The organism is Priestia megaterium, assembly GCF_046599315.1.
In the GTDB taxonomy this organism is placed as follows: Bacteria; Bacillota; Bacilli; order Bacillales; family Bacillaceae_H; genus Priestia; species Priestia megaterium_F.
In genome coordinates this window covers 177,323-197,464 of the sequence record NZ_JBKIKC010000002.1, presented here as the reverse complement: position 1 = coordinate 197,464, position 20,142 = coordinate 177,323, and the positions used below count along the sequence as shown (strand labels likewise).

The following is a 20,142-nucleotide window of genomic DNA, read 5'->3' as shown; positions in this document are numbered from 1 at the left end:
TATTCAGGTTCGTTATACAGGCATGCCATTAGGGTGTGCCTGTATAGCTGTTTTTTGATAAAATCATTAGTAGAATAGGAAACTGACTACATAAATAAGGATTTTTTTGTTAGAAAAAGCTAGGCTTGTTGCCCCTAAAAATAGAACAGTATATAATAAATTATGTCTACTTAATTATGAATAAAATGAGTTAATAATTATAGAGAGAAGTGATTTCCATTAGTTTTAATCCAGTTTCCAATAACAAATTATATATTCAAATTTATAATCAAATTCTTTCTGAAATTCAATCTGGGGCGTTTCAAGTAGGAGATAAACTTCCTGCTGAAAGGCAGCTATGTGAACAATTTGGTGTAAGTCGAGTGCCTGTTAGACAAGCCCTTAGCGCACTAGAATTAAACGGTTTTATTTATTCTCGTCAAGGAGAAGGTGTATACGTTAAAGAATTTCAAACAGAGACTGAAAATTCTCAATCAACACTTTTAACGGAATCTACCTCCCCTGAAGACATTGTTGAAGCAAGAATGAACATAGAACCTCTTATTGTACGCTTTGCAGCTTTGAGAGCTACAGAAGAAGATATTAAGGAACTGCGTGCAACAATTGATAAGATGGAGGAAGAAACAAACGCAGGCGTGTATGTACCTGAAACAGATGAGGCGCTACATAATGGTATAGCAAAGGCTTCTCATAATGATTTATTTATTAGCATTATGGCAGCTATTAGCAATGCGATGAAACAGCAGGAAATGTGGAAGTTTATAAGAGATCGAACCGTAACGAGACCTGACTATAGAGAAGTTAATTTTAATGAGCATAAATTACTCATTAATGCAATTGAACAACATGATGAAGAAGAAGCCGTGAGAATCATGAATTTTCACATGCAAAATCTATATGATCGTTATTGGAAAGCTTAATTCCAGCTAATTTTTGTCAAACGAATATCAAGTATAAAGTTAAAGGACAGCTAAATTGTAGCTGCCTTTTTGCTGTTAAAAAGACAGCATAAAACGAGCAAGAATTAGTAACTGCTAATTTTTATATAAAAGCTGTGTATTTATTACTTGCAGAGTGCAAAAAAATTTTGAAGATTACCTTTTTATTTTTATGAATATTGAGCTTTGTGATACGATATGAAGTGAACTTTTTAAATGAGGGTCTATATGCAAAAAATTAAAGGTAAAAGGATAAAAATTAGTATATTCATGCTGGGATTAGGGGTTATCTTTTTTTTGGTTGCGGGGAAAGAGCTTGTGGTAAACGAAAATCCTGTAAAGTCTGATGTGATTATTGTGTTAAGTGGTGATAATGATCGACTGGAGAAAGGAATTAAATTATATAAAAAAGGCTATGCTTCTCATTTAATTCTTTCGAATGGTCAAGAGAATAACTTCTATCAGCAAGCCAAAGACTCAGGGATACCTGAGGGTTCAATTATATTAGAAAATCACGCTACAAGTACTACAGAAAATGCTAAATTCACAAAAAGGCTAATGATGAACTATCATTTTCAATCCGCTATCGTTGTTTCTTCAAACTATCATATGAAAAGGGTAGAAAAAAATTTTAATAAAGAATTTAAGGATACCCCAATCCAATTAACCTATTGTTCTAGTGGAAGCCGTTATTATAATCCAAAAAGATGGTGGGAAACGGCTTTAAGCAGAAAAGTTACCTACACAGAATACGTAAAACTTATTGGTAATTATTTTGGTTTCAGCGGAAAGAAATCTAAAGAATTATTAAGGGAATTTATCTAACGAAATCGTACAAAAAGTCCATAGGGAGATACCCCTATGGACTTTTTGCTTTTAAAGATGACAAATAGTTCAATATAACGCTGTACAGCTCTTGTGAAATAGAGTGATAATGGATTATTTGCTCAAAATAAAGAAAAGCACGGTGCCCCATATAAAAATTACTAAATAAAATAACCTTTGCAGTAGACCGGTAGGCATAGGAATAAAAAATATAAACATAATGAGTATAAGAATGACTAGTAAGGAGACTAAGCAGCTATAAGTCCAATACTTGCCGCTTTTTAAAGATGATGCATATATCCAAAGACCAGCTAAAACAGTAACCATGCCAATTTGAGCAAGTATTGAATGCCAAAATAAATTTATATCAGCCGGTATAAAGCCAGAAGCAATATTTCCTAAAGCTAATATAAGAATAAAAGCTGTTGCTAGTCGGTTTATTTTTGTATTCTTTAGGTTTTGTGAAATATACAAAATACCAATTGAAAGTGTTAATCCGTTAATAATAAACAATGCATTCATCCAGAAATGGTGAGGAAAGCAAATTTCATGAGGTGCAATTGAATAGGTATAGTTTCCACAAGAAGTGACGCCAAGATCACTCATTGCGTGATTTAAAAAACTGTAGGGAGCGGCTGAAGTCAAAATGAAGAATGGTTCAATCAAAAAATACAAGCAAGTAGCAAACCAGCTTAAAATACCAAGCTTTTTCGATATATACAGAATAATCACCTCTTAAAAAGCATTCTATGTAAACTGTACATCCAAATAATGTTAAACGGAATGGTCTTGGAGACTATTTTTAAGTAGGGCGAGAGGTTGATGCGGGGAAAGGAGGCAAAATTTCATGATAGCTTGCTTAAAGTAGGATTCTAAAAGAAGAAAAGGACCCTTTGCTAATTCTTTGTAGTAGCAAAGAAGTCCGAAAGCAGCTTAATTAGAAATGAATAACTGCTGATGATTAGGCGGGCTAACTTTTTATAATGTATACATAAAGTTAATGCATTCTAAAGGGAGCGAAATTCAAGAGGTTTTCTCTAGAAGTTTATAATCTGATGTTTTCTGAACACGTATATTAAATTCGCCTGCAAATGTTTCTAACTCCTTAAAAACGTTTGGTGGATTAAATAACGATATTCGCATATTCCAGCCGTTTTCCACTCGGACTATTGCTAATTCTGTTTTCCAACTTACGCGCTTAAACACGATTCTTTGAATGTCCATTGGTTTAACTGCTTTTTCATATACTTTAAACCTTAATATATATGTTTTATAGGTTAAAGTATTTTTGTCTATTTTAAATTCATACCTTATAAAAAGTGAAAGCAACGAACAAAGGGTAGCAAAAAGAAGTAAAAAGGCAACTACTTTATTATGTTGAAACACTTGAACGAATAATAAAACCTTTAACAGCAATAAAGGAAAAATCATATTTTTTTGAGTAGTAGCTTTAAATAACATAGAAACTCCTTTCTTTATTAAATAAGACAACTTATTTTTCTTCTATGATATTATTTAAGTATTAATTTAGATTAGATTTATAATGGGAGGCCTTTTACATGTATAGTACCATTTCAGATTTTATCAAAGAATGGAACAATGAAGCTATACTAACTCAAAAAGTGTTAGATAGCTTGACAGATGATTCATTAGAACAACAAGTGTATCCTGAAGGGCGTACGTTAGGAAGAATTGCTTGGCATTTTACAACAAATATTCCGGATTACCTAACTGAGTTTGGGTTAAATATAGACAGGATCGAAAGTACAGCAAGCGTTCCATCTTCAGCACAGGAAATTGCCATAACCTTTAAAAATGTAAGTTCTCACGCTGCTAAAATTATTGAACAACAATGGACAAATAAATCTCTAGGACATACACAAGAAGCGTTCGGAAGACAGCAATCAAATGCCACAATCTTAATGGGATTAATCAAGCATATTGTTCATCATCGAGGGCAGATCACAGTTCTTATGCGTCAAGCAGGAATAAAACCTGCTGGAGTTTATGGACCGCCAAAAGAAGATTGGGTTCATTTAGGCGTGGAAAATCCACCGCTTTAATAATATCAAATAAATAAAAGAGAGGCTGTCCATAGAAAATACTATAACATTATTTTCAGGACAACCTCTTTTTATATAGTATTTATCTAATCAGTTAGTACTTACTCTGAAAAAGCTTTTGAGTAATGCACAGCACCTTTCACATTTTTTAGTGATCCCTCTGTTAACTCTAGGGCCATAAAGAATTCTCCAGGTACGTCAAATGGAGCATATATATTCCATAGGCTAGCTGATCACAGTGAGTTAATCCCCTGTTATGTAGATTTTTACGTTGAGGACCCCGAAAAGTTCGCGTGACAGAACTTTTAAGGTTTTTTATTTTCGAATACATTACGGCAAGTAACTGAACTTGGTATATCTTATTTAATGTTGATGTTAGTTAAAACGTAAGGAAAAAGGATTTCTGGAGGCTATTATGGAGAAAACACTCACTTTTCTATCAGTAGTTTATTTAACTGTTCTAACTGCCTGTAATTAGGAAAGTACAGAAACAAATACAGCAAGCTCTGCTATCATTGTGGCAGTTGAAAATAAGGAATATAATGGAACAGAAGATAAGTTAGGTGAAAAGCAAGAGATAGGACAACAACTAGGAACGATAGAAAAGAAAACTAAAGCAAGTAAGATGCCCAAAGGTAATAATCAATCAAACTATTTTACAGTGGGTTCAAAAATTTATTCAGTAAAGGGAACAAAAGAGTACATTGTTGTTAAAGACAAAAATAATAAAAATCAGTTAATAAAAAAGGTAGCTCAAAAAAGATGAGGATTATTTAATTTGACTACTTGTCTTTCAGGAAATACGTTAAACTAAAACGAAAAGCTACAGAGGAAATTATTTGAATACTACTAATCTATCTTCATTTTTAGAGAAATATTTTAGAGGACTAATTTTAAGGCCTGCCTTGTTTTATTCTTGGAAGTATAGCATTCGCTTTGAAATATCAGATCCATTAATACCATACTACGACAAGCAATACTTGAAGCAGGCTTTTCATCGATCCATTAAACTATTTGACAAGACATTTGGAGAGGAAGATGAAATTCTTTTTATTACGGACGTACATTCTATCAAAAAAGATATTTTTCTCCGAAAGAGACCTTTAAACGTATATTCAAAATACGTAAAAGATAAAAAGCGGCTATACCAATTAAACCATCAGCTTTTAACGAGTGTATTCCAAGAAGAAGATGACCAATCTGTCACTCATCGCTTTGCACTTTCTTGTAAGAAAAAAGAATTAAAATATACACAACTTTTAAAAGCCATTAGTTATGAAGACTTTGCTCATCCATCTACTATTCTTAAAAACAACTCAAAAAGTGGCTATGATATTTATTTTGTTAATCTTTCTAAGAAAATCATTTTTCATTTATATGATGATCGTGGATGTGATATTTTAGCCTCTAATAAAGAAGCTATATTTTTTCTTTATGAAGAATATAATCATTGGATTTTAGATTATGATCGAGAAGGAGTTGATCTTTTGTTTAAATGAAAAATTATTTTTTAGAGGTTAAAAATGAATAAAAAAATTCGATGGGGTTTAGTTAGTTGTATAACAATTGTAGGGGCATTAAGTATATATTTTTTCTCCGAGAGTTTTTATGTAACGAAAGAGGAGAATATGTTTGACACAAAGTTTTTAAGTGATACATATGGGAATTATGAATGTAGGGAGATGGCTGATCAAACAAAATATAACTCTAAGAAATATTTTAGAGCCTTTGGCAAAATACAAAATGGGGACTTTATTTATGCGATTAAAGGTGATCCTAAGCATGAACAAGTTTTATTAATTGAAAATACGAAGATGCCTATGTGGTTTTTATATTCTCGTCAATAAAGATGATAAAGAAGTGGTTTTAAGAACTTCCAAATTAGATAAAGCGATACGTTTTGTAAAGGGAAATTATTAGATACAAAAATAAATAAATTTTATATCTAACCGGTACTGCAATTTTAATGTAGCTTATTAAAACAGCAAAAGAGAACCTTTAATTAAAGGTTTTCTTCTTGTTTTTAGGAATAATTTTGAACGTGTGAATTGAATTTACAACAAAAAATTGATTAGTCTTAATTATTTAGTTACGATAAGCGCTCGAATAATCTCATTCCAATAGTATTTGAAGTTTTTTTCACTTGTATCTTTTGGTGTTAGACTGATTGATTCCTTTGTATTTTCTTTTTTTATAGTCATTATGATTTCCCCTTATTTCTTTAGATTTAGTATGTTGTGGTTCGATTTACCATATTTTATAATGAAATTAATAATCGTAACAGATGAACATTCCGATTGAAACAATCGGAATATTCGATCATATAGAGGTGAGGAAAATCGAAATAAAACAACTGATTACATTCAAAACAGCTGCAGAAAACTTGAATTTTACATATACGGCTAAAATTTTGAATTTTGCACAATCAAGCGTTACTGCTCAAATAAAAGCTCTTGAAAATGAACTTGAAACCCCACTATTTGAACGGTTAGGGAAGAGATTAGTCTTAACCGAGGCTGGTATAGAGTTTAAAAGGTATGCCGATAAAATGATTCAATTGACTAAGGAAGTAAAAAACGCTGTAAGTGGAGTGGAGGAACCTTCGGGTACGCTTATCATTGGATCTTCTGAAAGCCAGTGCACGTATAGATTACCTCCAATATTGAAAGAGTTTAAGGACCAATTTCCAAAGGTTAAAATGATTTTTAAACCCATTTACTCTCAAGAACAAACACGAGCGCAGCTACTAGATGGAACTCTTGATATTGCTTTTACAATGGAACCTATTCAGCATCAAGATACAAATTTACATATGCAATGTCTTGTCGAAGAAAAATTAACAATTGTTGCTTCACCTAATCATCCTTTAGCTGATAAAGCGGAAATTTATTTAGAAGACCTTGAGCGTGAGACACTTTTGTATACTGAATCAGGGTGTTCATATCGTGTAGTATTAGAAAACTTATTTCGTGAGGCAGGTATTTGTACATCAACTAAATTTGAATTTGTAAGCGTAGAAGCTATTAAGCAATGTGTGATGTTAGATTTAGGTATTGCCATATTGCCCGAAGTAGTAGTAAAAGCAGAGGTTGAGAAAGGGATATTAAAAGAATTAGTTTGTAATAAAGTTGATACACCTCTTTACACACAAATGTTTTGGCATAAAGATAAATTTATGTCTCTTCCTCTGCAATCTTTTATTCAATTGGCTTGTAATACCTTCGGGTTAAGTTATAAGGGGATTAAAAGTAAGAAACTCTAGGTACATTATGCTGACTAAAGATTTATAAAGAATACGTAAAATAATCTAATATTATTTTTAATAAGATAAGAGTTGAAGGAAATCTTCATTATTTCACTAATATATAGATGAACCTTAACAAACGAGATCTTAATTGGTTAAATCTAAATTAGGAGTTGATCTGATTTGGAAGTACGAGTGAATCAAATTGAGCTAAATGGTTTAACTTTTCAATATCGAGAGGCTGGGGAAGCCTCAGCACCCACTATTGTTGCACTTCACGCTTTAGGAATGAGTGCAGAATCGTGGGACGAAGTAGCAGCTGTATTAGGAAAGGAATATCGGTTTTTAGCTTTAGATCAGCGAGGACACGGTGGAAGCGAAAGAACCGGCACGTATACGTTTGAACTCATGTGTGATGACTTGCTTCAGTTTGTAAATGCGATGAAATTGGAGCGCTTTACGTTAATTGGTCATTCTATGGGTGGTACGGTGTCCTATCTTTTTTCCGAGACATTTCCATCAAGGGTAGAGCGGTTAATTGTTGAAGATACACCTCCACCTTTTACAGGAGAGAAGTACGAAATTCCTTCCAAACCTCCTGGTTCTCTACCGTTTGACTGGAAGGTTGTACCTTCGATTCTTCAACAACTGAACAATCCGAATCCTAATTGGTGGGCAAGCCTTACAGATATAATCGCACCTACTCTCATCATAGGAGGAGGAGCCAGTCATATTCCTCAAGATAAATTGCAGGAAGTTTCTAAACGCATTCCAAGTTGCAAATTAGTAACAATAGAGGGGGCTGGACATGATGTGCATACAGGAAAGTTATCAGCTTTCTTAACTTCTGTAAAAAGCTTCCTTGATTCGTGACTTTTTGGAGCTTTTATTTAATTTAAAAGATTATTTAAGTAAATAAACAGCAAATAAAGAGCCTTAAATCAGGCTCTTTATTTGCTGTTATTCTTTTACTATAGGAACACTCTTAAAAAATTGTGTTCGAATAGCTGCGGATTTAACTGTTTTATTTATCTTTTCATTGTTATTATCTATAAATTGATGTGTTTTTTCTTTATCAAATAACTCATTGCTATCTGATAAAGTTTGAATGTTTTTGGAAATAAACTATTCCATTTCTTCTCTGGACACTGAAAATTTTTGATTGTCTATTTTAAAGCTGTAACCTTCAGCATTAGGCACTAATATTGTTAAATAAATAGCATTGTAAAGAAAGCTTTTCTCTAGTGTATTCTTACCCTCAAACCAATATTTTAACGTTTCATCTTCTGAAAGAGAGCTAGCCTTAGTACCTTTATGTGGATATTTAGCGAATTATCAGTGTATCGTAAATATGAAGTTTTGAAAAGGTATAGGCACTTCTGATAAGCTTTACTATATTATTAGTTTTGTACAAAATAACTTTTGCTATAAAGTATGTTTTTGTCTACTGTGAGTAGAAGGAAAGAACTTTGAAATACGAAAAGGCGGCAAAGCTTTCTTGAAAAAGTGCTTTGCCGCCTGCATTTCTCTCGCTTTACTTAGATAAAAATTAATTGAATTTTCTTCTGAATCAACGGCTTTCCTTGGAATTTTGGGGCACAGACTAGTTTGTTTTTAGGAGCTAATAGCCACAATTGATTCGATAATTTGTGGCCAGTCCTCACTATGAACCTCATGTCCTGTACCCTCAAGAGCTATTAATTTAGCATGAGAAATAGCATTTGCAAGAGCAAGCCCATGTGCGTATGGCAGCGCCGGATCTTTTGTTCCATGAATTATAAGCGCAGGTATAGTAATTTCACTCGATCTGTCATAATATTGGCCTCCTCCTTGAAGCAAAGCATGGTTAAATCTACTCGGCAGCTGTTTGGCGCGGGCAGCTTCTCTTTTTGCTAACTTATACATTCTTTCCTCTTCATAAGATTTTGTTCCACTTAAAGTTTTCCATCCACCTGCAAGGTAGTGAACGGTTGCCTCTTGATTTGACCAGTCTATGGAAGTGCTCTTCGTGTGATAATCAAGTATGCGCTGATCCATTGGCGGCAATTTTTCCGCCGCCGTTCCAAATACACTTGATGCAATTAAAGTAAGGGAGTCTATACGTTCTGGATATCTAAGAGCAAGGATTTGACCTATCATTCCACCCAAAGACATGCCCACAATATGAGCTTTTTCTACAGAATAAGCATCTAAAACGCCCATTGCATCATCAGCCATATCCGTTATTGTATAGTTAGAAGTACCGGGTGGATAAGTGGTAGATCGGCCTAGATCACGATGGTCGTAACGAATAACAAATCTATCCCGTTCAGAGAGGCGAAGACAGAAGTCTTCATCCCACCAATCTAGCGAGGACATCGCTCCCATTATTAAAAGTACAGCAGGGTTTTTAGGGTTCCCAAAACTTTCTGTACAAATCTCCACGTTATCAATTTTTAGTATCTGTTCATTCATCAGCGTACCTCCTTTTAAGTGTTAGAAAAATGAAAAGCAGCCCTTTATTCAGTTCTCTAAAATGAGGATATTTCCTTTTGAAATTTTATTTGGGGAATCCATTATTTTACCTATCTCTTTACCTTTTTGTCACAGAGTCAAATATAAAGACCATGAAAATATCACTAAGGGAAGAGAAAGAACATAAACTTGTTAAAAATCGAGAGTTTGTTACCTATAATATGTTCTGGATTGACTAAAATAGGGCAGGAAAGTTGAATCCACGTATGGAAAACTACTTATGTAAGGTGAAATAAGAATAAATAATTACTATGGAGAGCTCTGCACAAGGTTGTACGAGGTTGATAAATCCTCTGTAAATAGAAAAGAGCTTGAGTTTTATCTTTCCTTGAGGAGATGCTTTATGAAACGATTAATGAATAAAATTGCGATTGTTACTGGTGCTAGTCGAGTCCAGGGTATCGGTACTGAGATATGTCGGGAATTAGCTAGGGAAGGGGCAGATGTTTTTTTCACTCATTGGTCAAAATATGATCGTTCGATGAATTATTTCAGTGAGGATGATTTCAATTGGTCGAAGCATCTTATGGAGGAAATTCGCAGTCTAGGAGTACGATGTGAATCAATGGAATTGGACTTATCCGAAACCGCTGCACCAAAAAAGCTACTTGATGCAGTTCAACACAAACTGGGTTCTCCATCAATTCTTGTAAATAATGCAACACATTCTGTGGACGTAGATTTTCGTTCTATAGATGCTGATACTCTCGACGCTCATTATAACGTAAATGTTAGAGGAACATGTCTTTTAACAGTTGAGTTTGCTAGACAAATTGAAGGCAAGCGCGGCGGTCGAATTATTAATATGGTGTCAGGTCAAGATAAGTCACCTGAACCTGGAAATTTGGCTTATGTTGCAACCAAAGGTGCGGTTTCTACATTTACTAAATCAGTCGCTATTGAATTAGCACCTCTTAAAATTACTGTCAATGCTGTAGATCCTGGACCAACTAACAGTGAGTTGAAGGAAGCTTTACTGCCGAAGTTCCCAATGGGTCGACTTGGTGAGCCGAGAGATGCCGCCAGATTGATTGTCTTTTTAGCAAGTGAAGAGGCTGAATGGATTACCGGACAAATTATCCACTCAGATGGAGGCTTTTGGTGAGTTCACATTCTAGTAGTTTTCCGCTTTTCTGACGGATTTTTGTATTAAACATACAGCTAAAATAATGGTGTTAAAGATAGATTTTATTTGAAGAAGCAACAAACAAACCTGCATTGAAAGGGCGTCTATAAGATCCTTTATGTAAATCAAAGGTTTTATTTTTTGTAAAGGAGCACTCGGTATGCAAATCATTAATATTAAAGAACATGTAGAGTACAAAGATAAAGCTATCGAATATATTCAGAGTAAGTGGGCGAGTAAAGATAGTTTAAAACTTTACGAAGACTGTATTACATATAGCTTAAAAACAAATAGTTGTCTTCCAGTCTGGTATCTGTTAGAAAATGAAGGGAAAATTATTGGCTGTGCAGGGCTTATTACCAATGATTTTATAAGCCGTATGGATTTATGGCCCTGGGTATGTGCTCTTTATATTGAAGAGAATTATCGAGGTAATTCCTTAGGTGAAAAACTTCTTTTGAAACTGAAAGAAGATACGAAAGATGCTGGGTTTGATAATCTTTATTTATGCACAGACCACGTTGGATACTATGAAAAGTATGATTTTTCATATATAGGTAATGGTTATCACCCATGGGGGAGTAGTTCAAGAATCTATAAAGCTAATTTAATTAAACTGTGAAGGTACTTAATAATATGAATAAAAACCACTGTAAGAAAATAAAGCTTTCTAGGGAACGAGAATTTACATTCAAAGAACGCTCATTTGGAAAGTAACGTTAGAAACCTTGCAAAAGAAAAAGAGAGAACTGACCCTGTACAAAGGCAGTTCTCTCTTTTATATTTTTAAAAGTCGCTATATTCTTCGAGATCATCGTCATCTAAAGATCCAGATACGTTTTCTGAATCCACGATTTTACCTTCTTTGATGCCGTGACTTTCTGTAGTCTTCTCTTTTACCCGCAAACTCATTAGCTTGCAGTAATTGTTTTAACTCCTGTAGTTCGGCATTAATATGTTCGAGAAGCTGTTCTGTTCTATGCCCCGTTTCTACTTGGTTTGTAGATACCGGATGGAGATCACAAACAATTAAAGACGAAATATAATCTCCTAATTTACGAGACTTCGCATACTTTGCGAGTATGTCATAGACTTCATCACTTAACGTATTGGTTTTAATCGTAAAGGCGTTTTGACGCTCTGACATGGTTATCACCTACGCTGTTAAGATTTAACGGCTTTCTTCTGGGACTTTATGATATTTCTCTGTACGTTCTTCGCCAATCTTTTCACTCATACTTGTCATAATGGCTACTTCTAGTATCGGAGCAATACCACCACTATATACATATTTTCGGATTTTATTTGCTGGCGGTGGGGCCACATCATTTAACTTCGCTAGTAAAATTTCCACATAGTCTTTTAAAGAAGATGTAATTTGAGTTGTTAAATCAATGGATTCACCTGTATTTTCATTTTTAAACTCGAATTTTTATTTGCTATAATTATCTAAAATAAACTGATCAAAGGCACGCAAATCTGTAAACAACCCAGGGGATTTCAATTTCTCTTTTTGCAGCTTGTCAATATGCGCTGCCTTCAATACTTTGAAATGATTCACGGCTGTTTGCCGCCTTTAATCCTTCTGATAAAATAACGACATCAATCGATCCTCCGCCGATATCGATCATCACGGTTTCACATTCCCCATATTCATTGGCATCTTCACGGTCTTGAACTTAACATTTTTTGCTACATTCATTTAGCGGAAGATTATTTTGTAATGCACGCCTCTAGATGTATAGTACTATGGAGATATTTATGTTGAAATTTTCTATGTGAATTAATGGAACTAATACATTATTAAAGGGAGCGTTTGAATTGAAGAAACTTTGTTTTAGCTTAATAATTATTTTTTTACTAAGTGCTTGTTCTTATCAGGAAAGTACAAAAGAAACTAGTGAAGAAATTGTATTACCAACTTCCATATTTAGTTCATCGAAAAATAATGCCGTAATTGATGAAAAGGAAATGAAAGAAAGTATAAAGACATACTTAGATACTAGCGAGGATTTATACAACATTAGTGATCAATTTGAAGAAATTATGGATTCCAATCAAAAATTAAGTAGAGCTGAAGTGGAAAAATTCGAACAATTAAAAGATCTAGTCAAAGAAAATGATTATAACTTTTCTACCTACATATCTCACAATACTTTACCATAAGATATAAAAAAGATTCAGAAAGAATTAGCCACTATATTATGGGTTCCAATCAAATTTTAGATGAACTGGATCAAGCAATCGATGATATGATTGAGCATATGAGTGAAGGAGATTTTTCTGAAACAGAAATTGAGTCTCTTATGAATAAAAATAAAGGTGTAAATGGAAGAGAACAAAAAAAGATAGAGAGTTTTTTAGATGAAAAAAATATTAATACGAAAGCTTTTGGACGAAAGATTTAAAAACAATTTAATAAATCTGTTTTAAAACTACGAGTGTATAGCTTATTTTAAATACTTATAGACAAAACGTACATAAAAAACGAGCTCTTGTCTACCAAGATCTCGCTTTTTATGTTTATACATGATCGTATACCTCGTCCATATAAGCTGGAATTTTCACTTTTTTCTTGCAGGAATTTTATAAAAGATAGAAGCTGAAGCCTATTGCAATGTATGTACCAATAAGTAACACACCTTCGAACCAGTTTGAATCACCGTCGTTTACAATAGTCACTGTCATAAGAGCGGCAAGGATCATAGCAATCATTTCGGCTGTATTAAACACAAGAGGCAAAAAGTTGAACAAATATGAAAAAAGAACGAGTATGGGAGCAACAAACATGGCTGTTTGGACGGTTGAACCAATGGAAATCTCCACCATTAAGTCCATTCTATTATTATAGGCCATTGCAATTGCCGACACGTACTCTGCAGCACTTCCCACTATGGCAACAACAATAATTCCAATGAAGACGTGACTCCAGCCTAATGCAGTACCTACCGGTTCAAGGGTGCCAACAAGTTTTTCACTGGTATAAGCTAGGGCAATTGTGGCTAGTCCCAGCACAACTATTGCTTTCTTTTTTCCCCACTCTGGTTCCTCTCCATTTTCTTCTGCGTTTCCAGTAAAAATCCCTTTATGGGTAACGAGTTTAAAAAGAAGAGCAAGCAGGTAAATGGTCAGCATCACAATAGCAAAAGACGTCGATAGAACCTGCATATCTTTATCATCCAAGCGTTTTGCAAAGATAAATGGTAATACAAAAGTTACGATAATAGCAAACATCAATAGTGAAGTATTATGGCGTGTTTTAAATACACTAAATTTTTGCTTTTTAAATCGAATGCCTCCCACGATCATGGATATTCCACTAGCAAAAAGAAGATTAACAAGAACTGCTCCAGTAATTGAGGAAATGACTATTGTGTTTAATCCTTTACTTAATGCAAAAAACGAAATAATAATTTCTGCAGCATTACCAAACGTGGCGTTAAGTAATCCACCTGCTGTTGGACCTACCACAACGCTAAGGCTTTCAGTGGAACGTCTAATGTAATTAGCCAAGCTAATTAACGTCACACAGTAAATAAAAAACATTAAAATATAATTCCAATTAAAAATGCTTCCAATAATTGAAAGAGGTACACCGATAATCATAAAAATAAAAAAGACTTTATTCATTTTTTCCTCCATATTCATTTACAGGTCCTATAACAAAAATAGAAGCCCTATATCATTTAAACGGTCTTATTAATATAACTCTTATGACTTTCGTTATTCACATGGGTAATACAACTGGAAAAATAGGTGAGTGGAGAAAATAAGATATAATACAAAGATCAACTAATTTGTAGTATTCCTAGTCAGTTACTGTATAAGTATCCACTAAACTCCTTCGAACATGCCATTAGCGGAATCCCATAATAAGCTTAAAAACGTAATGTGATGGGGCAATTTTTCAGGAAGAAAAGTGACCAAAGTAAAAGCGAGTATAATTAAAAAAGCCTTTGATATAGAATTAGATCCACGAAGCGTATTAACCAGAATCACTAAAATCATTGTCATAATACTTCTCTTAAGTAAAAATGCTGCGTACTTAATAGCACCATCTGTTATTTTAACGAGTTTCAACTCTTCTTCAATAATCCAAGAAGCATTAATATTTAAAGCTGTTACTACTAAATAGATAAATATATTTCTACAATAGATAGTGGTTTTGGCATTACAGCTAAGGAAGAAATAACTAAGAATAAGCTAAAATAAAAGTTGATAATACCATATTTAACCTCCTCTGCATATTTATTTTCCAATAAGGAAATATGCACATAAAAGAACAGCTAAAAGCTGGAATATAACCGTCTTGGGCAGTCTTGAACTGGTGCTTTTTCTACCAATTTGAATATGATCGGATAGGTAATAAGAGATTTCTTTTATGTCTAAAACACAGACAATTTCAAAAACTTTATGTATAATAAATGCTACATTTGTATTAATAGCTAAGATTAGGAGGTATGAATAATGATACAAGACTTTAATAAATATACGCCCCTTGATTATAACCAAATAAAAAATAACGAATTTGTTCATAGATGGATGAGACCTCTTTCTGCTAACCTGACAGTAGGTCAAACATTAAAGGAAGCCTTTCATTTACTAGATATGCACGGTATTGAGGGATTACCTGTTGTTTCCCCACAGCAGAAAGTTGTAGGGATGCTAACAACTTCGGAATTAATAAGATCCCTGACTGAGTGCCACTCCCTAAATACCAAAGTTGAAGAAGTTATGAAGCCTTCATTAATTAGTGTTAGTCCTCATGACTCTATTGACAAAGCTTGGAGAATGCAAGTAGAAATTTTACCTGTTATAGATGAAAAAGAAAAATTGGTCGGGATCTTAACTAAAACGGATATTCTTCATTCTTATTCATACTATCTAAAGCACCTACATGAGAATCTTTATGCTGTTGAAACATTAGATGCTGTATTAGAAAGCGCTTATGAGGGGATTGTTATTGTTGACACGGATGGAATTATTAAGGAGTTTAATGCTGCCTACTGCCGTTTTTTAGGAAAAAAACGTGAAGAAGCTATTGGAAAACATGTCACAGAGATTATAGAAAATACCCGAGTGCATATCGTTAGTGAAACGGGGACGGATGAAAGAGGTTATGTTCAACGTATCCAAGGTCAAGACATGATTGTTCATCGCATTCCGATTAGAAAGGAAGGGAAAATTGTAGGAGCAATTGGCATGCTTATCTTCGAAGGCGTCAGTGAGCTTTATAATATTTTAGGACGTATGCAGGAATTGTCCCGAAAAGTAACAGAAGCTCATTTGCCTAATCATGAACAAATAGAGAATAACAATCATTTTGATCAAATTATTGGAGAAAGTCCTGCAATACAAACCGTAAAAGAGATTGCTAGAAAAGCAGCAAAAACGCCTTCTACCGTATTAATTACTGGAGAAAGTGGCACGGGAAAAGAATTATTCGCAAAAGCAATTCACTATTCTAGCCCATTTTCAGAAGGACCCTTTGTTAGTATCAATTGTGCCGCTATTCCAGAACAATTACTTGAAGCAGAGTTATTTGGCTATGAGGAAGGAGCATTTACAGGAGCACGTAAAGGAGGAAAGCCAGGTAAATTTGAACAAGCTCATAAAGGTACCTTATTTCTAGATGAAATTGGAGACATGCCCCTACTTATGCAAGCTAAGATACTCCGAGTATTACAAGACAGAGAAGTAGAACGAGTCGGAGGAATGAAAAGTCAACATGTAGATGTACGAATTATTGCTGCTACTAATAAAAGATTAGAAGATCTAGTTAAGAAGGGAGAGTTCCGTGAAGATTTATATTATCGTTTAAACATTATTCGTTTGAGTATTCCACCACTTATAGAAAGAAAAGGGGATATTCAGATATTACTCATCCATCACCTTAAAAATTTTTGTGAAAAGTTTGGAATCATTAAAAAAAGCTTTTCTTTTGAAGCAATGCGGTATTTACAAGAATATCAATGGCCAGGAAATATACGGGAACTTGTTAATACAGTAGAAATGTTAGTAAGTCTAGTAGAAAATCAAGAAATTACGGAAAAAGACTTACCTACTCATTTCCGAAAAAAAGATACAAGCTCTTTTACAACAGAAAAAACTAGTGATACAAACAGACTCTTAAAAAAGGTAAGAGAAGATATTTTATCTAGTGAAAAAGACACTATTTTGAAAGCGCTTGCTGATGTGAATGGTAATAAGGCTGCTGCCGCGAGAATTCTTGGGATTCAGCGTTCTACTCTTTACATAAAATTAAAAAAATACGGATTATAGTTCGAGTGTCTTTAAAATCGGACATATATCAAACACTTGTGTATTTGAAAATGGACATTTTAACTAAAAGAAGCCTTTGGAATTAAGCATTTATACTTGGCACGGTTCTTGCATTAATAATAGTGACGTTAATGTAAGGAGGGATTTTATGAAAGGGTATTCAAAGTTTTGTATGCCTAACTCAGTCTTTTATGGTGAAAATTCTTTAGCTCAGCTTGGAGAGCAAGTGAGAGCTTATGGAAAGAAAGTACTTTTAATTAGTGATCGTATTATGGAAAAAATAGGACATGTAAGAAGTTGCGAAAAAATACTAGAGGATTTAAATGTTTCTTATGCTGCATACTTAGATGTTAATACAGAGCCCACAGATTTACATGTTAATGAAGCATTAAACCTGTGTTTAAGAGAGCAATGCGATGTTATTATCGCAATAGGTGGAGGAAGCTGCATTGATGCTGCTAAAGCTGTAGCTGTAGTAGTAACCAATGGTGGTTATATTGGTGATATTACAGGCGGAAAGTCTCCAATTACGGAAGATCCTATTCCGCTTATTGCAATTCCAACTACGGCTGGAACGGGTTCGGAAGTAACAAATGTTACAGTAATTACGAATACTAGAGAAGATATAAAAATGATGATTAAACATCAAGCATTTCTTCCGAAAGTAGCGATTGTAGATCCAATTTTCACAATTTCTACTCCTCCACAAGTTACAGCAGCAACAGGAATTGATGCACTCTGTCATGCTGTTGAAGCTTATATATCACGTTTATCTCAACCGTTAACGGAAACATTGGCTCTTTCATCGATAGAAGCTATTTTGAACCATTTAAGAAAAGTTTATCAAGATGGAGAGAATTCAGATGCAAGAGAAAAAATGGCCATTGCTTCTATGGAAGCTGGACTTGCTTTTAGTAATGCTTCTGTGACGCTGATTCATGGAATGTCCCGTCCAATTGGTGCTTTATTTCATGTGCCTCATGGTATTTCAAATGCTATGTTACTTCCAGCAGTACTTGAATTTACAAAAGAAGCTGCTATTGATTCGTTAGCAAAAATAGGACATCTAATTTATCCAGAATCGAAATCATTAAACAAAGAAGAGCTAGCTGATGTGGCTATTGAGAAAATAAAGCAACTTTGTTGTGACTTAGATATTCCTAATATGAAAGCATGGGGAATAGATGAACAAGAGTTTCAACAAGTAGTTGATAAAATGGCAACGGATGCAATAGCAAGCGGCAGTCCAGGAAATAACCCAAAAGTGCCTACTCATCAAGAAATAGTGGATTTGTACTATTACTGCTATAACTACGATTTTTCAGGAAGCAAAAATACCGTTGAATCTTAAAAATCTACTAGTTTATCTAAAAAGGAGAATGGAAAATGGAAACTACAACTAATACAAAAGTAATTCAAAACTATATTGCTGGTGAATGGGCAGAATCATCTACAAGCCTTAGAGAGAAAGTCTATAACCCTGCAACCGGAGAAGTAATTGCAGAAGTACCTCTTTCAACAAAAGAAGATGTTGATAAAGCTGTCCGAGCTGCGAATGAAGCATTTAAGGGTTGGTCCAAGACAGCAGTTCCAAAACGGGCTCGAATCTTATTTAAGTATCAACAGTTATTAGTAGATAACTGGGATGAATTAGCAAGGTTAGTGACGATTGAAAATGGAAAAAGCTTTAATGAAGCGTATGGTGAAGTACAGCGTGGTATTGAATGCGTGGAATTTGCTGCAGGCGCCCCTACCTTAATGATGGGGAAACAGCTTCCTGATATTGCGACAGGCATTGAATCTGGCATGTACCGCTATCCAATTGGCGTAATTGGAGGAATTACACCGTTTAACTTTCCAATGATGGTTCCTTGTTGGATGTTCCCGCTTGCGATTGCTTGCGGTAATACATTTGTCTTAAAACCATCTGAACGTACTCCATTTTTAGCTGCAAGGTTAGTAGAATTGTTTGAGGAAGCCGGATTACCAAAAGGTGTGTTAAATATTGTCAATGGTGCGCATGATGTTGTAAACGGTCTTCTTGAACATAAACTTGTGAAAGCTATTTCCTTTGTTGGTTCTCAGCCAGTAGCTGAATACGTATACAAAAAAGGTACGGGAAATTTAAAGCGTGTTCAGGCTTTAGCCGGTGCAAAAAATCACTCAATTGTACTAAATGATGCTGACTTAGACGTAGCAACAAAGCAAATTATTGGTGCTGCCTTTGGCTCGGCAGGTGAGCGTTGTATGGCCGCTTCTGTTGTAACGGTACAAGAGGAAATTGCGGATAAATTAATCAATCGATTAGTAGAAGAAGCAAACAACATCGTCATTGGAAACGGCCTAGAAAAAGATGTCTTCTTAGGACCTGTTATTCGTGAAAATCACAAAGAGCGTACACTTAGCTACATAAAATCAGGCGTAGAGGAAGGAGCTCGTTTAGTTCGAGATGGCCGTGAAGATAGTGCAGTAAAAGATAAAGGCTATTTTGTAGGGCCAACTATTTTTGATCATGTCACACAAGAAATGAAAATCTGGCAAGATGAGATTTTTGCACCATTATTATCGATTGTGCGTGTAAAATCACTAGAAGAAGCAATTGAGGTAGCGAATAATTCCCGATTTGCAAATGGTGCTTGCATTTACACAGATAGTGGTGCAAGCGTACGTGAATTCCGTGAAAATATTGAGTCGGGCATGTTAGGAGTGAATGTAGGGGTGCCAGCACCTATGGCGTTCTTTCCATTCTCAGGCTGGAAAGACTCTTTCTACGGTGATCTTCATGCAAACGGCACAGATGGCGTAGAGTTCTATACAAGAAAGAAAATGGTTACAGCTCGTTATTAAAAAGATATTTAGAGACAAAGAGGAAGCTTTGAGTAATTCTCATTAATATTGTTCAAAAATAAATGTGCTTGATATTAATGCAAGTAAAATAAAAAATCACATAGTCGCAAAGACCTTTTCCACTAAGGCTTTGCGACTTTTTTGTGTTTTAAAATTATTATAGAAACATTTGATTAAAAATTGAAATGTCACAGGAGTTTTTAATTCCTCTTAATATTTATTAAAACTCTTTTATATTACCTTTTCTCAAAAAATGACAATAATAATATAATAGTGAATTGTTAAAATGAAGAAATATCTATA

At 34.3% G+C, this 20,142-nt stretch carries 20 protein-coding genes and 2 pseudogenes; 15 read left to right on the top strand and 7 right to left on the bottom strand.

Going from position 1 to position 20,142, the window contains the following annotated elements:
• Nucleotides 1-209: 209 nt before the first annotated feature.
• Both ACLHDF_RS08370 and ACLHDF_RS08365 read left to right on the top strand, forming a co-directional pair.
• A complete protein-coding gene (locus ACLHDF_RS08370) occupies nt 210-920 on the top strand; it encodes a FadR/GntR family transcriptional regulator (protein WP_413918431.1) in 711 nt (236 codons plus the stop codon).
• 246 nt (nt 921-1,166) lie between these two features.
• A complete protein-coding gene (locus ACLHDF_RS08365) occupies nt 1,167-1,763 on the top strand; it encodes a YdcF family protein (RefSeq protein ID WP_413918430.1) in 597 nt (198 codons plus the stop codon).
• A gap of 114 nt (nt 1,764-1,877) precedes the next feature.
• Here ACLHDF_RS08365 and ACLHDF_RS08360 read toward each other — a convergent pair whose 3' ends face one another.
• Together ACLHDF_RS08360 and ACLHDF_RS08355 are read right to left on the bottom strand one after the other, a co-directional pair.
• Nucleotides 1,878-2,486: a DUF998 domain-containing protein gene (locus tag ACLHDF_RS08360; RefSeq protein ID WP_413918906.1), complete on the bottom strand. Its 609-nt coding sequence runs from the start codon at nt 2,484-2,486 to the stop codon at nt 1,878-1,880.
• Between the two features lie 300 nt (nt 2,487-2,786).
• On the bottom strand, nt 2,787-3,224 hold the full coding sequence (locus ACLHDF_RS08355) for a diguanylate cyclase (protein WP_413918429.1): 438 nt from the start codon (nt 3,222-3,224) through the stop codon (nt 2,787-2,789).
• A 98-nt stretch (nt 3,225-3,322) separates the two neighbouring features.
• On the opposite strand from ACLHDF_RS08355, the gene ACLHDF_RS08350 reads away from it, so the two are divergent.
• From ACLHDF_RS08350 to ACLHDF_RS08325, 6 genes are all read left to right on the top strand, one after another.
• Nucleotides 3,323-3,826 (top strand): DinB family protein, encoded by a 504-nt coding sequence (locus ACLHDF_RS08350; protein ID WP_413918428.1) that lies wholly within the window; start codon nt 3,323-3,325, stop codon nt 3,824-3,826.
• A 517-nt stretch (nt 3,827-4,343) separates the two neighbouring features.
• Nucleotides 4,344-4,592: a hypothetical protein gene (locus ACLHDF_RS08345; RefSeq protein WP_413918427.1), complete on the top strand. Its 249-nt coding sequence runs from the start codon at nt 4,344-4,346 to the stop codon at nt 4,590-4,592.
• Between the two features lie 73 nt (nt 4,593-4,665).
• Entirely contained in the window at nt 4,666-5,325 is a 660-nt protein-coding gene (locus ACLHDF_RS08340; protein WP_413918426.1) for a DUF3885 domain-containing protein, read from the top strand.
• 24 nt (nt 5,326-5,349) lie between these two features.
• Nucleotides 5,350-5,673 carry a hypothetical protein gene (locus ACLHDF_RS08335; protein ID WP_413918425.1) on the top strand — a complete coding sequence of 108 codons (324 nt, stop codon included), beginning with the start codon at nt 5,350-5,352 and terminating at the stop codon, nt 5,671-5,673.
• 491 nt (nt 5,674-6,164) lie between these two features.
• The gene (locus tag ACLHDF_RS08330) at nt 6,165-7,088 is read left to right on the top strand and encodes a LysR family transcriptional regulator (protein ID WP_413918905.1); all 924 of its coding nucleotides are present in this window, start codon (nt 6,165-6,167) and stop codon (nt 7,086-7,088) included.
• 165 nt (nt 7,089-7,253) lie between these two features.
• On the top strand, nt 7,254-7,943 hold the full coding sequence (locus ACLHDF_RS08325) for an alpha/beta fold hydrolase (protein ID WP_413918424.1): 690 nt from the start codon (nt 7,254-7,256) through the stop codon (nt 7,941-7,943).
• Between the two features lie 594 nt (nt 7,944-8,537).
• Here ACLHDF_RS08325 and ACLHDF_RS08320 read toward each other — a convergent pair.
• Nucleotides 8,538-8,651: pseudogene (locus ACLHDF_RS08320) on the bottom strand (DDE-type integrase/transposase/recombinase); the annotation flags it as partial.
• 33 nt (nt 8,652-8,684) lie between these two features.
• On the bottom strand, nt 8,685-9,524 hold the full coding sequence (locus ACLHDF_RS08315; RefSeq protein ID WP_413918423.1) for an alpha/beta fold hydrolase: 840 nt from the start codon (nt 9,522-9,524) through the stop codon (nt 8,685-8,687).
• 403 nt (nt 9,525-9,927) lie between these two features.
• On the opposite strand from ACLHDF_RS08315, the gene ACLHDF_RS08310 reads away from it, so the two are divergent.
• Together ACLHDF_RS08310 and ACLHDF_RS08305 are read left to right on the top strand one after the other, a co-directional pair.
• Nucleotides 9,928-10,689 (top strand): SDR family oxidoreductase, encoded by a 762-nt coding sequence (locus ACLHDF_RS08310; RefSeq protein WP_413918904.1) that lies wholly within the window; start codon nt 9,928-9,930, stop codon nt 10,687-10,689.
• Between the two features lie 181 nt (nt 10,690-10,870).
• Nucleotides 10,871-11,332 (top strand): GNAT family N-acetyltransferase, encoded by a 462-nt coding sequence (locus ACLHDF_RS08305; protein WP_413918422.1) that lies wholly within the window; start codon nt 10,871-10,873, stop codon nt 11,330-11,332.
• Between the two features lie 234 nt (nt 11,333-11,566).
• Here ACLHDF_RS08305 and ACLHDF_RS08300 read toward each other — a convergent pair whose 3' ends face one another.
• Nucleotides 11,567-11,857 (bottom strand): hypothetical protein, encoded by a 291-nt coding sequence (locus ACLHDF_RS08300; protein WP_413918421.1) that lies wholly within the window; start codon nt 11,855-11,857, stop codon nt 11,567-11,569.
• Between the two features lie 24 nt (nt 11,858-11,881).
• Nucleotides 11,882-12,341: pseudogene (locus ACLHDF_RS08295) on the bottom strand (hypothetical protein).
• Between the two features lie 190 nt (nt 12,342-12,531).
• Between ACLHDF_RS08295 and ACLHDF_RS08290 the strand changes: the two are divergent.
• Nucleotides 12,532-12,876, top strand: a complete 345-nt coding sequence (locus ACLHDF_RS08290; RefSeq protein WP_413918420.1) for an NDxxF motif lipoprotein — start codon at nt 12,532-12,534, stop codon at nt 12,874-12,876.
• 38 nt (nt 12,877-12,914) lie between these two features.
• Entirely contained in the window at nt 12,915-13,118 is a 204-nt protein-coding gene (locus ACLHDF_RS08285) for a hypothetical protein (protein WP_413918419.1), read from the top strand.
• A 178-nt stretch (nt 13,119-13,296) separates the two neighbouring features.
• On the opposite strand, the gene cax is transcribed toward ACLHDF_RS08285, so the two are convergent.
• Nucleotides 13,297-14,340 carry a calcium/proton exchanger gene (gene cax / locus ACLHDF_RS08280; RefSeq protein WP_413918418.1) on the bottom strand — a complete coding sequence of 348 codons (1,044 nt, stop codon included), beginning with the start codon at nt 14,338-14,340 and terminating at the stop codon, nt 13,297-13,299.
• Between the two features lie 837 nt (nt 14,341-15,177).
• Here cax and ACLHDF_RS08275 point away from each other — a divergent pair.
• From ACLHDF_RS08275 to mmsA, 3 genes are all read left to right on the top strand, one after another.
• Entirely contained in the window at nt 15,178-16,992 is a 1,815-nt protein-coding gene (locus ACLHDF_RS08275; protein ID WP_413918417.1) for a sigma-54-dependent Fis family transcriptional regulator, read from the top strand.
• Nucleotides 16,993-17,140: 148 nt separating this feature from the next.
• Entirely contained in the window at nt 17,141-18,343 is a 1,203-nt protein-coding gene (locus ACLHDF_RS08270; protein ID WP_413918416.1) for an iron-containing alcohol dehydrogenase, read from the top strand.
• A gap of 35 nt (nt 18,344-18,378) precedes the next feature.
• Entirely contained in the window at nt 18,379-19,839 is a 1,461-nt protein-coding gene (gene mmsA / locus ACLHDF_RS08265; protein WP_413918415.1) for a CoA-acylating methylmalonate-semialdehyde dehydrogenase, read from the top strand.
• The last annotated feature ends 303 nt before the right edge of the window (nt 19,840-20,142 follow it).